We start from the raw sequence: 14,808 nt of genomic DNA, 5'->3' as shown, positions 1-14,808 counted from the left end.
AAATTGTTTGTTGTTATGCCAGCCATCAGTGAGGTTTATTCATGAACCTGTTTCAGCTTCGGGCCTTTGATGCCGTGGCCCGCGAAGGCAGCTTTACCCGCGCCGCCGCGCGGTTGTTCATTAGTCAGCCGGCGGTGACCGGGCACATCAAGGCCCTGGAAGAGCATTACCAGATCACCTTGTTGCGCCGTACCGCACGACGGGTGGAGCTGACGGAGGAGGGCACCAAACTGGCCGCGATCACCCGGGCCATGTTCGGCCTGGCGGAAGAGGCACAGGTGATGCTCGAAGCGAACCGGCAGTTGCTGACCGGACGGCTTGAAGTGGCGGCAGACGGGCCGCACATGGTCATGCCGATGCTGGCCAGTCTGCGCGCGCGCTACCCCGGCATCACCGTCAACCTGCGGCTGGGCAATGCCCAGGAAACCCTGGCGGCGTTATTGTCCGAGCACGCCGACGTGGCGGTGTTGACCGAGGTTGAACCGCGCAAGGGCCTGCATTTACAGGCACTGAGCGAATCGCGGATTTGCGCATTGGTGCCGCAAAGTCATCGTTGGGCGAAAGCTTCCAGCGTGAAGCTCAAGGAACTGGATCAGGTGATCATGGTGTTGCGTGAGCCGAGTTCGATTACCCGACGCACGTTCGATCAGGCCTGCGATTCGGCGAAGGTCAGTCCACGGGTGTTGCTGGAGCTGGACAGTCGTGAAGCAGTGACCGAGGCGGTGGCGGCGGAGTTGGGGGTGGGGGTGGTGTCGTCGGTGGAAGTCAGCCATGACCCACGGGTGGCGGCGGTGCCGATTGTGGGCGAGGGGTTGGTTAACCGGCACATGATCGGGTGCATGGAGCGGCGGCGGGATTTGCGCTTGATTCAGGCGTTTTTTGATCTGGCGCCGGTCAGTTAGAAACGAGGTGCGGCTATCGCGGGCCTGCCTACACCAGACTCTCGCGAACCATCTCCAGAAACGTCGCCACCACCCGCCGCGAACTCTGCTCACGCAAGCACACCAGCGTCTCCGTCAGCCGCCGTTTGCAATCAGTAATCGGCAACGCGCAAACCCTTGAGTCGGCACCAAACTCGGCGGCCGACACCACCCCAACCCCAATCCCGACCACCACCGCCTCCCGCGCCGCTTCCCGTCCTTCCACCTGAATCGCCGGGCGAATGCGAAACCCCGCCCGGGCCATTTCCTCTTCCAGCGTCTGGCGTGTCACCGAACCGATTTCACGCAGCACCAACGGCGTGTCATCCAGGTCCGCAAGGCAGATCGATTCGCGATCCGCCCACGGATGATGGCGTGAAACAAACGCCACCATCGGGTCATTGCGCAATGGCAGCGAGATCAGCCGTTCATCACTGACATCCCGGCCCAACAACGCCAGGTCGGCCTGATAGTTGAACAGACGAAACAGCGACTCATCGGTGTTGCCGGTTTCAATCTTCACGCTGATGCCCGGATAGCGTTCGCAGAACCGCGCGATCTGCGGCAGCACGTGCACCGGCGCATCCACCGCGAGGATCAGGCTGCCGGTCTGCAAGGCTTGAGAGTCCTGCAAAAGCTCCTGGGCTTCGGCCTCGATCACGAACAGCCGTTGCGTGATGGCGAGCAAGCGCTCGCCCAGATCCGTCAGGCGCACCGAGCGTTTGTTGCGGTGAAACAACAACACACCGAAGCGCTCCTCGAGTTTGCGCACCTGGTCGGAAATCGCCGGTTGCGTGAGGAATAGCCGCTCGGCGGCTTTGGTAAAGCTTCCGTGGACGGCCACGGCGTGGAAGGCTTTGAGTTGGGCGTGGGAAACCGACATCGAAACCTCCAGTAACAAGCTGAGCTTATTTTGGAAATACGATAAATCGATTTCACTTATTAATCAGTAATTGTTTTTATCCACCTCAGCCCCGGTGACTGGTCAGTCGAACAGCCGCGGTGGCCATGAGTCTGTGCGTGCAACAGCAGGACTCATCTGACCGGTATCGCGACAGGGAATCCGCGATACCGCAGTGCTCAACAATAAAAACACAGGCGTTTTCTTCCAATTCTGCCGGCACACTCACACCCTGAGGTCAGAACCACAATGAACAATCCCATCGGCACCATCAAGCGCTGGCGCGTGCAGATCTTCGCGATCACCTGGCTCGCCTACGCCGCTTTCTACTTCACCCGCAAAGCATTTTCCGTGGCCAAACTGGGGATCGCCGAAGACCCCACCTTCATGCTCGACAAAATGGCCATGGCCAACCTCGACGCGATCTACCTGGCGGCGTACGCCCTCGGGCAGTTCACCTGGGGCATGCTCGCCGACCGCTTTGGCCCACGGGTCGTGGTGCTCGGCGGGTTACTGATTTCGGCGGCGGCAGCGCTGGTGATGGGCACTTACGCGACACTGCCGATCTTCGCCACCTGCATGTTGATTCAAGGGTTGGCGCAGTCCACCGGCTGGTCCGGGCTGTGCAAAAACCTCGGCAGTTTCTTCCCCGCGCAGCAGCGCGGCAGGGTGCTGGGGTTATGGAGTTCCTGCTATGCCTTTGGTGGGCTGGTGGCATCGCCGTTTGCGGGCTGGTGGGCGTATACGCTGATCGGCACCTGGCATGCGGCGTTCATTTCCAGTGCGGCGGTGGTTGGGCTGGTCGCCGTGCTGTTTTTTATTTTTCAACGCAACACACCGCAAGACGTCGGCCTGCCGGCGGTGGACATCGAACCCGAGTTGACCGCCGAAGAGGCTGACGCGCAAAGCAAGATCAGCATCCTGGAACCCTTGAAGGAAATCCTGCGCAACCGCACGGTGCTGGTGCTGGGCCTGGCGTACTTTCTGCTGAAACCGGCGCGTTACGCGATTCTGCTATGGGGCCCGGTGATCGTGTTCGAACAAATGCCGACGGTGGGCAAGGTCGGCGCGGCGATCATCCCGACCGCGTTTGAACTGGCCGGGTTGCTCGGGCCGATCCTGCTGGGTCTGGCGTCGGACAAAGTGTTCGGTGCGCGCCGCATGCCGGCCTGCGTCCTCAGCCTGTTGGCGCTGACCGTGACCCTGGCCTTGTTCATGGGCGCCTTGCACACCGGCAGCGTCTTGCTGGTGGTCGTGCTGTTGTTTGTCATGGGCCTGACCCTGTACGGGCCGGACTCGATGATCAGCGGTGCGGCAGCGATTGATTTCGGCACCGCCAAGGCGGGCGCGACGGCAGCGGGTTTCGTCAACGGTTGCGGTTCGGTCGGGGCGATTCTTGGCGGATTGCTGCCGGGCTACTTCGACTCGGTCACCGTGTTCATCGTCTTCGCCGGTTGCGCCTTGTTCTCGGCCCTGGTGTTGATTCCCCACTGGAACAGCCGCCCGGCTGGCCTGCGTACCAACTATCCCTTCGTGCCCAATCAGGCGATGGCGATCAAACCCCTGCGTACCTGAATCCTGTCCCTCGCAGCCTGCTGCACGGGCGGCAGGCTGGCGTGTGGGCATCTGACTGGAGATTTCCCCATGAGACCCTTTTGGCTGGACCAGGCCTTAAAGGCTGATACGTCCGACATTTGCCCGGCGCTGGACGGCGATACCCGTGCAGACGTGTGCATCGTCGGTGGCGGCTACACCGGTTTGTGGACGGCGATCATGCTCAAGGAGCAGAACCCGGAACTCGATGTGGTGCTGATCGAGGCCGACATCTGCGGGGCCGGTGCCAGCGGCCGCAACGGCGGTTGTGCGTTGTCGTGGTCGGCCAAGTATTTCACCCTCGAGCGACTGTTCGGTGTCGAGGAGGCGGTACGCCTGGTCAAGGAATCCGAGCGCAGCATTTACGCGATTGGCACCTTCTGCGAACAGTATGGCGTGGAGGCCGATTACCGCCTCGATGGCACGCTCTACACCGCGACCAATCGCGCCCAGTGTGGCTCGACCGATGCGGTGATTGCCGCGCTGGAGCGCAACGGCATCAACTCGTTCACCCAGCGCCCGGTCGCCGACGTGCAACGCATGGCCGGTTCCAGCAAGCATCTGGAGGGCTGGTTTTCCCCGGCGGCCGCCAGCGTGCAACCCGGGAAACTGGTGCGCGGTTTGCGGCGGGTGGCGTTGCAGTTGGGCGTGAGCATTCATGAGAACACTGCGATGACCGGGTTGGAGGAGGGCAAGCCAGCGGGGATTCAAACCCGCAACGGCACCGTTCGCGCAGACCGGGTGGTGCTGGCAATGAACGCCTGGATGGCCCGGGCGTTCCCGCAGTTCGAGCGCAGCGTGGCGATTGTCTCCAGCGACATGTTGATCACCGAGCCGCGCCCCGATCTGCTCGACGAGATCGGCCTGACCAGCGGCGTCACCGTGCTTGATTCGCGGATTTTCGTGCACTACTACCACAACACCCCGGACGGCCGGATCATGCTCGGCAAGGGCGGCAACACCTTCGCCTATGGCGGGCGGATGTTGCCGGTGTTCGATCAGCCGTCTCCGTACGCCGGGTTGTTGAAAGACAGCCTGAACGAGTTCTTTCCTGCGTTTGCCGACGCCAGGGTCGAGGCGACCTGGAATGGTCCGTCGGATCGTTCGGTCACCGGTCTGCCGTTCTTTGGCCAGATGAGCGCCAGCGGGAATGTGTTCTACGGGTTCGGTTATTCCGGCAGCGGCGTTGGCCCGTGCCACATGGGCGGGCAGATTCTGGCCTCGATGGTCCTGGGGCTGGACAATGCCTGGACCCGTTCACCATTGGTGAACGGTCCTTTAGGGTTTTTTCCGCCGGAGCCGATTCGTTACCTCGGTTCCCTGATGGTGCGCAACGCCATCCGCCGCAAGGAGCGCGCCGAAGATCACGGCCGCAGGCCACGGCACCTGGACGTACGCCTGGCCAAGTTTGCCGCGGCGGCCGGCAAGGCGGACAAGGGCTAGCGATTGATCAGCCAATCGAGCAGCAATCGCCCATCGCTGCGCGGTGGATAGGCGGCGCGGGGCTTGGTCGGGTGGAAGACGGTGGCGCACAACACCGGGCGATCCGGGTCGCTGTCGAGAAAGCTGATGAGCACTTCGGTGCCGGCGAGGGGCAGGCTGGAGGGATCAATCCCGCCTTGCGGTGTGGCGAGGGCCACGGGAAGCCACAGGCCGATGGATTCATCCGCGTCCTCTTCTAGTGCTGGCCACAGCCGCACGTGGATTCGATGTTGCTCATCCAGCGCTGCCGGTTGTCCGGCGACGCCCAGCACTAACGCCCTCTGATAGCCTGGAATGCTCGGCCGGGGTTGCGTGAGCGCGGGCCTGAATTCCGTTGACCAGGGAATGGCGGTGAACTGATTGCTGTAGCGACGGGGACGTTGGTCGGCGAGGATTGAAGGCTGTTGCCCGCCGTGCTGGACGTCGGTGATCAGCCACTGATCGTTGAAGCCCGACAGGGGATGTTCCATCACTTGCACGATGCTGCCACTGCGCAAGCCGGCGTGATCACTTCGGCCTTCAATCTGTCGATGCTGGCAACGCAGACGCTCCAGTGACCGGCGACTGAGTTGCTCGCGGTGCGCCTGCTCGGGGGCGGGGCGACCGGTGAAGGGGGATGTCTTGGCCAAGGTATGGTTGGCGGCGCCGTCACCCGATGCCTGAAATCCTCGATTGTTGGCAACGCGGCGGGTGGGCAGGACACGTGCGTTATGACGTTGGGACAGCTCACTGATCACCGGCAAAGACGTCTCGCTGGGCGCATCCTCTTGAAAGGGCAGCACGAGCGGCTCCTGGGGGAATGTCTGGCTGTCATCCGCCAGTACCAGCACATGCCCATTGCACTGCTGTTCGAAGTGATAGTGGATGCCTTCTTCTTCGCACAGCCGCTGCATCAGTGTCAGGTCGGACTCTTCGTATTGAATGCAAAACGGCCGGGGCGGGTAGTGCACGGTGGCCAGTTCCAGACGATAGCTGTCCTCGGGCAGCGCATGCTCCTGGAACAATTGACGCAGGATGGCCGGCACGCTGAGGTGATGAAACACCCGACGACAGCGGTGACGGTCGAGGGTTTGCAGGTAAGGCACCAGCACCAGGTGATAGCCGATGCAATGCGGGCCGCGGTGTTCACGGCTGGCGCTATGAAGAATGCCGTGAACAGCGGTGCGATCGCCCATCGTCAGCAGGGCCGGTTGTTGCAGCAACGGGTCTAGGTTCATCGCCGGTGCCAGGCCAATCACTTCAATGTCGAACCAGTAGGGCCGGTTCAGGCCTTCGGTGCCACTGAATGTCAACACCTGCAGGCTTAAACCGCTGTCGAGGAGGGTCAGGGTGTAGAGACTTTCCTTGTCGTTGTGCATCGAGTGCGCTTCTGCCTTGGATTGCGGACGCGAAGGGTACGAAACCGCGCCGCTCAATGGTCACCGCAAATCGCTGTTTCAGAATCGCCCTACGAGTGCTGGCGAAAATGTCGATCGGTGAAGCCGGTGGACCCGGCGCATTTTTTGGTCGATTGCCAACTTTAGGCCGTATAAACTTGCGCAACGCGTCGGCCAATAGATGTCTCGGCGCCACAGATCAAGAGAGTGAGTAATGGGCGCACAGTGGAAGGTTAAACACAAAGAAGCGGCATCCAACGCCAAGGGCAAGATCTTCGGCAAACTGGTGAAAGAAATCACCATTGCTGCGCGTAACGGCGCCGATACCGCCACCAACGCACACCTGCGACTTGTGGTTGAACAGGCCAAGAAAGCCTCGATGCCCAAGGAAACCCTCGATCGCGCGATCAAGAAAGGCGCGGGCCTGTTGGGCGAAACCGTGCAATACCATCGCGTGACTTACGAAGGCTTTGCCCCGCATCAGGTACCGCTGATCGTTGAATGCGTGACCGACAACATCAACCGCACCGTAGCGGAAATCCGCGTGGCGTTCCGTAAGGGCCAACTGGGCGCTTCCGGTTCCGTGGCGTGGGACTTCAACCATGTCGGCATGATCGAAGCGTCCCCGGACACTCCGGATGCCGATCCGGAAATGGCGGCGATTGAAGCCGGTGCCCAGGATTTTGAACCGGGCGAAGAAGAGGGCACGACCCTGTTCCTGACCGAACCTGCGGACCTGGACGCGGTGCAAAAAGCACTGCCGGAGCAAGGTTTCACGGTGTTGTCGGCGAAACTGGGCTACCAGCCGAAGAATCCGGTCAGCGGTTTGAGCGATGAGCAGATGGCTGAGGTTGAAGCGTTCCTGGAAGGCCTCGACAACCATGATGATGTGCAGGATATGTTTGTCGGTCTGGCTGGGTAATTTGTTGCTTCAGTAATACCGCTATCGCGAGCAGGCTCACTCCTGCACGGGTCTGCGTCATACACAGATCCAAGGTAGGAGTGAGCCTGTCTCCGGGCGGCGTTCCGACGATTGACCCGCAGCGGTCACCGATCCTGAAGTTCCCGCACAATCTCGCCAAACCCCGGCCGCTTCAGCACCTCAGGGTGACAGCAGCGCTCCTGCAACACCTCCAACTCCTCACGCGCAACCTCGCTCAACCCCGAGTCGATGCGTTCCAGCAACTCCCCCAGCAACACCCCAAATGCCCGCACCTCGATCCGTTGCAGCGCCCGGCTTTCAGGGCTGTCGCAGGTTGCGTGGAAAGACGCCGCGCCAAAATCCCCCAGCAGGCAATCACCGTCCTCGTTCCACAGGATGTTGTGGCCGTAGAGGTCGCCGTGGGTGATGCCATGCTGGTGCAAATGCCTGGCCACCGAGGCGACGCCATGGGCGATACGCAATGCCACGCCCGCGCTGAAGCGGGTGTCATCGGTGTAGACGTCCCGCGTGCAGGACGCCAGGCTTGGCAGGGCGGCCAGGTTTCGATAACTCGGATCGATCAGTTGCATGACCAACCCGGCTTGTTGCTCGGGATGATCGACGATTCGGCCTTCGACGCGGATCAGGTTCGGGTGAAGGCCGGCGGTGATGCAGGCGTTCATTTCGTGCAGGGGTGAACCATCGCTGGTCATTTCGCCCTTGTAGAGCTTGACCGCGACCTGCGTGGCCGGTTGCTCCGGTTGCGCCCAGGTGGCCCGATGAATCACCCCCGAAGCGCCTTCGCCCAATTGCTGCTCCAGGTGCAGTTGCTCCCAGGGAATCCGCGGAGTGGCTTGCAGCGCTGCGGCATCCGCTTCGGTTTCCAGCGGATTACCGGCATACGCCAGCCACGTCAGGCTGGGCAGGGCCAGTAGCCATTCGGGCAGTTCCTTGAACTGATTGGCGGCGATGCGGATCAGCTCGAGTCGATGGCACTGGCTCAGGCTGCGGGGCAGGCGTTGCAAGCGGTTGCCGGCGAGCATGAGTTTTTGCAGGTTCGGGCGGTCGCCCAGTTCCGTGGGCAGTTCAGTGATGCGGTTGTCAGTCAGGATCAACCAGCGCAGCAACGGCGGCAGCGCGGCGGCGGGGACCGTTTCGATGGCATTGGAGCGGAAGCCGATCATCGTCAGCGCGGCGCATTGGCCCAAGCACGCGGGCAGTTCGGTGAACAGGTTGTCCGAGCAGAACAGCACGCGTAACCGGGTCAGGCGATGCAGGTCATCCGGCAGACTGCGCAAGGCGTTGCCGCTGAGGTTGAGCACCTCCAGCGAGTCCGCCAGGTCGAAGATTTCCCGAGGGAACTCTGTCAGGCCGCAGGCCAGGTCCAGGCGGGTGATGCCAGTCAATTGGCCGGCGCGCAATTGGGCGAGGGTATCCATGGGCGGGTTCGCTATTGATCAGGGGAAGGCGCGGTGGCCTGGAAATGGGCGACATGATAGCGGTAAAGGAGGCTCGTCTGTCAGGCCGGTGCGCGTACTTCCAGCAACTGACCCAAGCGGCTGCGCGTGCGCGCCAGGTCGATGGCATCGCCGCCCAGGCTTTCGCGCAACGATTGCTGGCCGAGCAGTGTCAGGTGTTTGTCCTGATCGTATAGAACGTCGATCAGATTGATGAACCGCTGCTGCGCGGCCATCGAACAGTCGGCGAGGTTGGGCAGGTCGTCGATGATCCAGTGATCAAAACGCCGGCACAACTCCAGATAATCCATGACCGCCGTGGGGTGATCGCACAGATCGCCAAAGGTGAACCCGATGGTCCGCTCTTCGCAATGCCGCGCTTGAAGGTGCCGGGTGCCGACCGCCAATTGCAGCGGCGGGGTGACGCGTTCGGGCAGGTTCAACGCCTGCCGTTGCGTCACGCTGCCCGGCCAGACATACCGGCCTTGGGTAAACACCTGCTGCGCATGGGATCTGACCTGACTGCGGTAGTCATGCGGGCCCCCGACTTCCATCACTTGCAAGCGGGCGTGGATCAGGTCGATGACCGGCTTGAAACGGGCGTGGTAGAGCGGGTTGGGCAGCAAACCTTCCGGCGGATAATTGGACGTCACCAGCAGCAGAATGCCGCGACGAAACAGCGCCTTGAACAGCCGCGTGATGAGCATCGCATCGCCGATGTCATGGACGTGAAACTCGTCGAAACACAGCACCCGGCAGTCGCTCAGCAGTTCATCGAGGGTGAAGGCCAGCGCATCGGGCTGATCGCGGTGGGTGAACATGCCCTGATGCAAGCGGGCAAAGAACTCGTGGAAGTGCAGTCGCTGTTTTTCCTCGACCGCAATCGCCTGGAAAAAGCCGTCGAGCAACCAGCTCTTGCCGCGACCGACTGCGCCATGCAAATAGAGACCGGGAAGCGTTTTTGTCGACGCGCCAAGCAGCGCCGTGGCGTGTTGCGCCATGCAGTCGATCACTCGCTGCTGGCTGTGACTGAGGGTGTAGCCCTGGGCATGGGCTTTCTGGCGGAAGTAATCGTGGACGGCTTTACCGGCCGCCGTACCGCTGGCAGGGGCGGCAAGCGCCTTGCCGAAAAGGCTGCGCAAGGAAGGCAAGCGTGGAGTCAGTCGCGAACGGTTGGGCAGTCGAGCGGCCATTGTCATGTCACCCCGAAGTCGTCAGCCGGCTCCCCGAGCAGCGGCGGCGTAGTGTAACCAGATGGGTAATTACCCATCCAGTCATGTCGACGGACGAATCGGGTAGACCCCTGGAGCTCGACAGCTGCTACATCAATCGTGTGGCTGCCGAGCTGGGTGCGGGGGCGGTTATCTAGCGTTCGATGCTGCGATTCCAGCGTGCGTTCCACGCCGGGCGCTGTTCGTTGACCTGGTCCCAATCGATGGCAATCGCTGTTTCCAGGTAATGCTTCATCGCCTCGACCTGGCCGCGCGTCTTGTCGGTGGTCGGGGTGTTCGGGTTGGAGGGGATCTGGTCGCCGTCTTCAAGTGCGGCGGCTTGCGCTTCAGGCGTCAGCAGGAACGCGGCGAGTTTTTGTGCCAGTTCCGGCTGGGTATTGTTGGCGATGGCGCACTCGGCAACGTTGAGCACCACGGCGCCTTCCTTCGGTTGCGCGTACTCGACCGGCATGCCTTTGAGCTTCAGCGCGGTGACTTGAGTCGGGGTCAACGGGAACAGCGCGGCTTCGTCGGTCTGAAGCATTTCTGAAATTTTCGCCGAGCTCGGAATGTATTCCAGCACGTTGCGCCCGACGGTGTTCGGCCAGGCCTTGAATCCCGGCTCGACGTCGGTTTCGCTGCCGCCCTGAATGCGGTTGAACATCAGGAAACCGTGCAGGCCGAAGGTCGACGAGGCCATCGACTGGAACACCAGTTTGTCCTTGAAGCGCGGGTCGGCCATGTCCATCCACGACGTCGGCGCGCTCCAGCCTTTTTCCTTGAACAACCGGGTGTTGTACGCCAGCCCGGTGACGCCGAGGCTCACTGCCACGGCCTGGTCCTTGATTCGGCCCTTGGCCGGAATCTGCGCCAGGGTCGGGCTGTCCTCAAGTTTGTCGCACAGGCCCATGGCGATGGCGCGGTACATGATGCCGTCGTCGAGGAACATCACGTGCAACTGCGGGTTGCCTTTGCTGGCCTGGACCTTGGCCAGGATGTCGGCGGAGGTGCCGGGCACGATGACCACTTTGACGTTGTTGGCTTTTTCGAACACCGGCAACACCTTGTCGGCGTACAGCCGCTCCATGGTCCCGCCGTTCATGCCCAGGTAAAGCGTCGGCTCGGCGTGAGCCTGGGTCACCGTGAGCAGGGCGCTCAGGCATGAAAATCCGAGCAGTGCAGTGCGTTTGAAATGATTCATTGGCGCGACCTTCCTCTATCAAGCTACGGAAATGGAGTGAAACCGGGTGATGGAAAACGCATCCAGCGACGTCGACGAGGCGCCGTTGCAGATGATCTCGGTGAGCGCCTGGCCCACCGCCGGCCCGATCTGGAAACCCGCGCCGGCAAAGCCGAACGCGTGCAACAGACCGGGTTGCGTGCTGCTGTGGCCGATCACCGGTTGGCGGTCGGGCAGATAACCTTCGGTGCCGCTCCAGGTGCGAATCGCCTGGGCGCCTTCAAGAAATGGATAGAGCTCGACGGCCTGGCGCAGGATTTCGATCACCGCCTGCTGGCCGGGGCGTGCGCGGGCCGCGTCGAGGGCAAAGCCCTGTCCACCGCCAAGCACGCAATTACCGCGAGCGACCTGACGGGCATAAATGCCGCCGCCTTCGACGCCGGTGCTGGCGTTCATCACCAGTGGCAACGGCTCGGTGACCAGCATCGCCGGGTGCCCGGCGTGCATGGGCACTGCTTCGCCGAACTGTTCGGCGAGGTGGCCGGCCCAGGCGCCGGCGCAGTTCAGCAGCCATGGCGCGTGCAGTTCCAGACCGTTGTGGGCGCTGACCCGAAAGCACTGGCCGTCGTGCTCCACCGCAGTGACGGCGCACTGTTCATGCACCTGTGCGCCGTGGCGCCGCGCGGCTTGGGCGAAGGCGGGTGAGACCAGTCGCGGGTTGGCGTGACCGTCGTCGGGGCAATACGAAGCACCCACGGCGACGTCGCCGACCCAGGGAAAACGTGCGCGCAATTCAGCGCGATCCAGTAGCTGCAAATCGAGGCCGAAACCCTGGCTGCTGGCGGCGTAATCCTGCAACGCACGCAAGTCGTCGAGGCTGCGTGCGAGCTTCAAATGACCGCTGCGTTGATATTCACCGTCAATGCCAATCAACTGTGGCAGTTGTTCCCAGATCTCGTGTGCCCGTTGCGACAAGGGCAGTTGTGACAGCGGTCGACCCTGACGCCGCACGCCGCCATAATTCACACCGCTGGAATGCGAGCCGCAAAAGTCCCGCTCCAGCAACGCCACGCGACGTCCGGCTTTGCTGAGGAACAGGGCGGCCGAGGCGCCGACAATGCCGCCGCCGATGATGATCGCATCGACTTCGATCACGATTCGACCTCCAGGCCAAACGGCAGCGGCTTGACCGGCGCCTGTGCGCGCAGCCGACCGATCTGCGACACGGCACGCTGACTCTCACCGGCAATGATTTCTGCGGTGGCGGCGCCGCACATCCGCCCCTGGCAGCGACCCATGCCCGCGCGGCAATGGGCTTTGACCCGGTTGATTTCCCAGTGGCCCTCGCGCACAACCTGACGGATGTCACCGGCGCGCACTTCTTCGCAGCGACAGATCATCACCTCGTCAGCGGTTTGGGCTGCCCAGTGTTCGGGGAAGATGAAGGCCTGTTCCAGCCCTTTGCGAAAGGTGTTTATCCGGGTGAGCGATTGCTCGAGTTGGACGCAGCGCTGTGGCGCGATCAGGTGGCCGCTGTCTTCGAGCACCGCCAAGGCGGCTCGTTCACCGGCCATTTTCGCGGCATCGGCGCCCATGATCCCGGCGCCGTCACCGGCCAGGTACACCTCGGCGACACTGCTGCGTCCGGCGCTGTCACGTTGCGGTAGCCAGGCGCGGTTGAGCGGGTTCCAGGCAAATTCGCAGCCGAGCAAATCGGCGAGTTGGGTTTCGCTGCGCAAGCCATGGGCGAACGCGACGGCGTCGCATGCCATTTGATGTTCGCCCTTTGCGTCGGACCAGTTCAGCGACCGCACGCGATGTTCGCCCTCGATGCGTTGCAAGGTGGCACCCTGATGCACCGGGATGCCGTGAGCGCTCAACCAGCTGCGGTAATAAATGCCTTTAGCCAGCGTGGCCGGTTGCGCGAGCAGGCCGGGCAGGGCGCGGACCTGGGCACTGAACGGCGAACTGTCGAGTACCGCGACCACCTTCGCACCGGCCTTGGCGTATTGGTACGCGACCAGGTACAGCAACGGGCCGCTGCCGGCGAACACCACGCGTTCACCAATGGCGCAGCCCTGGAATTTCAGGGCGATCTGCGCGGCACCGAGGCTGTAGACGCCTGGCAGCGTCCAGCCTTGTACCGGCAGGATGCGGTCGGTGGCGCCCGTGGCGACAATCAAGCGGGAGAACTCAATGCGTGCGGCGCGGCCTTCATGCAGCGTGTCGAGCGCCTCCGCTTCGGCGTTCCACACCAGGGTGTCGGGCCGATAGTCGAGCTGTTCGCCCAGGGTATCGAGGGTCTGATGCAGCGCCTTGGCCTTGCGTGCTTCGAAGCCATACAACTTGACCGCCGAGCGCTTGAAGTTGGCCGGCTGACGCCGATAAATCTGCCCGCCACCGCGCGCGGCTTCATCCAGCAACACCGGGCGAACGCCATGTGCCACCAGCGTCTGCGCCGCCCGAATCCCGGCGGGGCCGGCGCCGATGATGACCACAGGCTTCTTCATACCCACCACCCTTTAGCCGACAGCCACAAAATCCCTGTGGGAGCGGGCTTGCCCGCGATGACGATCGCACATTCAAAATCGATGTTGGCTGAAAGTCCGCCATCGCGGGCAAGCCCGTTCCCACAGGGGGGGAGGTTTCGGCAGATAGACACGGTGTTCATAGCGAGCGCCCTGGTTCGCGGGTGATGTGGTGGTCGGTTTCAAGCAGCGTCGAGCACGCGCGGACGCGTCGGCCGTCGCCCAGGCGGACCCAGCAGTCCTGGCACGCGCCCATCAGGCAGAACCCGGCGCGGGGTTCGGCGCTGAAGTCGCTGCCGCGCAGGTGCTCGCTGCAGGTCAGCACCGCGGTCAGCACGGTGTCGCCGAGCAGGGCGCTGGCCGGTTGGCCGTCGAGGGTAAAGTTCACGGCCGGGCGGTCGCCCTCGGCCAGTCGTTTCAGCAAAGCCATGGCGCCCTCATTGTTTTCCCACCAGCACCCGATCAAGGCCGTAGACCCGATCAAGCAGAATCATCGTCAGCGCGGTCAGCGCGATCACCAGGGCCGACACCGCCGCCATCATCGGATCGATGGATTCGGTGGCGTACACGTACATGCGCACCGGCAGGGTTTGCGTGGCCGGCGAGGTGACGAAAATCGACAGCGTGACCTCGTCAAAGCTGTTGATGAACGCCAGCAACCAGCCCCCCGCAACGCCCGGCAGAATCATCGGCAAGGTGATTTCCCGGAACAGCGTGAAGCGCCCGGCGCCGAGGGATTGCGCGGCATGTTCGGCGCTGCGGTCCAGGCCAATGGCCGACGCCAGCACCAGTCGCAGCACGTACGGCGTGATCACCAGCACGTGGGCGAAAATCAGCCAGGCGAAGCTGCCGTTGACCCCCATCAGCGCAAACAGACGCAGCAAGGCAACGCCCAGCACCAGGTGTGGAATGATGATCGGCGACAGGAACAGACCGTTGAAAAAATCCCGTCCGGGAAACTCGAAACGGGTGATTGCCAACGCCGCCGGCACCGCAATCAGGGTCGCCAGGCTGGCGGCGCAAAACGCCAGGATCAAACTGTTGTAGAACGCATCGACAAAGTCGGCGCGCTCGAACACCGCGCGGAACCAGCGCAGGGAAAACTCGGTGGTCGGCAGGCTCAGGGTGTTTTCCGGGGTGAACGCGACGAGGCAGACCACCACCAGCGGCGCGAGCATGAACAGCACCACCAGGGCGTGAAACAGCAGGGCGAAAGGACCGTTCTTGGACATGACGAG

General features: G+C 62.6%; 13 protein-coding genes. 4 read left to right on the top strand and 9 right to left on the bottom strand.

Features of this window, described 5'->3' with window-relative positions; genetic code table 11:
• Positions 1-41 precede the first annotated feature (41 nt).
• A complete protein-coding gene (locus H8F22_RS14870) occupies positions 42-902 on the top strand; it encodes a LysR substrate-binding domain-containing protein (protein ID WP_027925033.1) in 861 nt (286 codons plus the stop codon).
• 28 nt (positions 903-930) lie between these two features.
• On the opposite strand, the gene H8F22_RS14865 is transcribed toward H8F22_RS14870, so the two are convergent.
• Entirely contained in the window at positions 931-1,803 is an 873-nt protein-coding gene (locus H8F22_RS14865; protein WP_027925034.1) for a LysR family transcriptional regulator, read from the bottom strand.
• A gap of 267 nt (positions 1,804-2,070) precedes the next feature.
• Here H8F22_RS14865 and H8F22_RS14860 point away from each other — a divergent pair, with 267 nt between their 5' ends.
• Positions 2,071-3,396 (top strand): MFS transporter, encoded by a 1,326-nt coding sequence (locus tag H8F22_RS14860; protein WP_194940377.1) that lies wholly within the window; start codon positions 2,071-2,073, stop codon positions 3,394-3,396.
• 69 nt (positions 3,397-3,465) lie between these two features.
• Complete coding sequence (locus H8F22_RS14855) at positions 3,466-4,857, top strand: FAD-dependent oxidoreductase (RefSeq protein ID WP_027925036.1); 1,392 nt, start codon at positions 3,466-3,468, stop codon at positions 4,855-4,857.
• On the opposite strand, the gene H8F22_RS14850 is transcribed toward H8F22_RS14855, so the two are convergent.
• Positions 4,854-6,254, bottom strand: coding sequence for a type VI secretion system Vgr family protein (locus tag H8F22_RS14850; protein WP_194940376.1), 1,401 nt, complete (start codon positions 6,252-6,254; stop codon positions 4,854-4,856). The two genes, H8F22_RS14855 and H8F22_RS14850, sit on opposite strands and share 4 nt — an antisense overlap.
• 232 nt (positions 6,255-6,486) lie before the next feature.
• On the opposite strand from H8F22_RS14850, the gene H8F22_RS14845 reads away from it, so the two are divergent.
• Positions 6,487-7,194, top strand: coding sequence for a YebC/PmpR family DNA-binding transcriptional regulator (locus H8F22_RS14845; protein WP_027925038.1), 708 nt, complete (start codon positions 6,487-6,489; stop codon positions 7,192-7,194).
• A gap of 125 nt (positions 7,195-7,319) precedes the next feature.
• Here H8F22_RS14845 and H8F22_RS14840 read toward each other — a convergent pair whose 3' ends face one another.
• From H8F22_RS14840 to H8F22_RS14810, 7 genes are all read right to left on the bottom strand, one after another.
• Positions 7,320-8,633 (bottom strand): leucine-rich repeat-containing protein kinase family protein, encoded by a 1,314-nt coding sequence (locus H8F22_RS14840; RefSeq protein WP_059182553.1) that lies wholly within the window; start codon positions 8,631-8,633, stop codon positions 7,320-7,322.
• A gap of 80 nt (positions 8,634-8,713) precedes the next feature.
• The gene (zapE, locus tag H8F22_RS14835; RefSeq protein WP_027925040.1) at positions 8,714-9,844 is read right to left on the bottom strand and encodes a cell division protein ZapE; all 1,131 of its coding nucleotides are present in this window, start codon (positions 9,842-9,844) and stop codon (positions 8,714-8,716) included.
• A 172-nt stretch (positions 9,845-10,016) separates the two neighbouring features.
• Entirely contained in the window at positions 10,017-11,063 is a 1,047-nt protein-coding gene (locus tag H8F22_RS14830) for an ABC transporter substrate-binding protein (protein WP_194940375.1), read from the bottom strand.
• Positions 11,064-11,081: 18 nt separating this feature from the next.
• Complete coding sequence (locus H8F22_RS14825; RefSeq protein WP_194940374.1) at positions 11,082-12,197, bottom strand: NAD(P)/FAD-dependent oxidoreductase; 1,116 nt, start codon at positions 12,195-12,197, stop codon at positions 11,082-11,084.
• Positions 12,194-13,552 carry an FAD/NAD(P)-dependent oxidoreductase gene (locus H8F22_RS14820; protein ID WP_194940373.1) on the bottom strand — a complete coding sequence of 453 codons (1,359 nt, stop codon included), beginning with the start codon at positions 13,550-13,552 and terminating at the stop codon, positions 12,194-12,196. Before H8F22_RS14820 ends, H8F22_RS14825 begins: the two co-directional genes overlap by 4 nt.
• A 157-nt stretch (positions 13,553-13,709) precedes the next feature.
• Positions 13,710-14,000: a (2Fe-2S)-binding protein gene (locus H8F22_RS14815; RefSeq protein ID WP_027925044.1), complete on the bottom strand. Its 291-nt coding sequence runs from the start codon at positions 13,998-14,000 to the stop codon at positions 13,710-13,712.
• A 7-nt stretch (positions 14,001-14,007) separates the two neighbouring features.
• A complete protein-coding gene (locus tag H8F22_RS14810) occupies positions 14,008-14,802 on the bottom strand; it encodes an ABC transporter permease (RefSeq protein WP_027925045.1) in 795 nt (264 codons plus the stop codon).
• Positions 14,803-14,808: the final 6 nt, after the last annotated feature.

The sequence above is a fragment of the Pseudomonas mucoides genome, assembly GCF_015461845.1.
Lineage (GTDB): Bacteria > Pseudomonadota > Gammaproteobacteria > Pseudomonadales > Pseudomonadaceae > Aquipseudomonas > Aquipseudomonas mucoides.
Note: the sequence above shows the minus strand (reverse complement) of the source record. Positions and strands in the feature narration are given on the sequence as shown.

Bases quoted from the DNA above. Each gene is read 5' to 3' on its own strand.
- H8F22_RS14845 (WP_027925038.1), top strand. From the start codon at position 6,487: ATGGGCGCACAGTGGAAGGTTAAACACAAAGAAGCGGCATCCAACGCC.
- H8F22_RS14865 (WP_027925034.1), bottom strand. From the start codon at position 1,803: ATGTCGGTTTCCCACGCCCAACTCAAAGCCTTCCACGCCGTGGCCGTC.
- H8F22_RS14830 (WP_194940375.1), bottom strand. From the start codon at position 11,063: ATGAATCATTTCAAACGCACTGCACTGCTCGGATTTTCATGCCTGAGC.
- zapE (WP_027925040.1), bottom strand. From the start codon at position 9,844: ATGGCCGCTCGACTGCCCAACCGTTCGCGACTGACTCCACGCTTGCCT.
- H8F22_RS14850 (WP_194940376.1), bottom strand. From the start codon at position 6,254: ATGCACAACGACAAGGAAAGTCTCTACACCCTGACCCTCCTCGACAGC.
- H8F22_RS14840 (WP_059182553.1), bottom strand. From the start codon at position 8,633: ATGGATACCCTCGCCCAATTGCGCGCCGGCCAATTGACTGGCATCACC.
- H8F22_RS14815 (WP_027925044.1), bottom strand. From the start codon at position 14,000: ATGGCTTTGCTGAAACGACTGGCCGAGGGCGACCGCCCGGCCGTGAAC.
- H8F22_RS14810 (WP_027925045.1), bottom strand. From the start codon at position 14,802: ATGTCCAAGAACGGTCCTTTCGCCCTGCTGTTTCACGCCCTGGTGGTG.
- H8F22_RS14870 (WP_027925033.1), top strand. From the start codon at position 42: ATGAACCTGTTTCAGCTTCGGGCCTTTGATGCCGTGGCCCGCGAAGGC.
- H8F22_RS14860 (WP_194940377.1), top strand. From the start codon at position 2,071: ATGAACAATCCCATCGGCACCATCAAGCGCTGGCGCGTGCAGATCTTC.
- H8F22_RS14855 (WP_027925036.1), top strand. From the start codon at position 3,466: ATGAGACCCTTTTGGCTGGACCAGGCCTTAAAGGCTGATACGTCCGAC.
- H8F22_RS14820 (WP_194940373.1), bottom strand. From the start codon at position 13,552: ATGAAGAAGCCTGTGGTCATCATCGGCGCCGGCCCCGCCGGGATTCGG.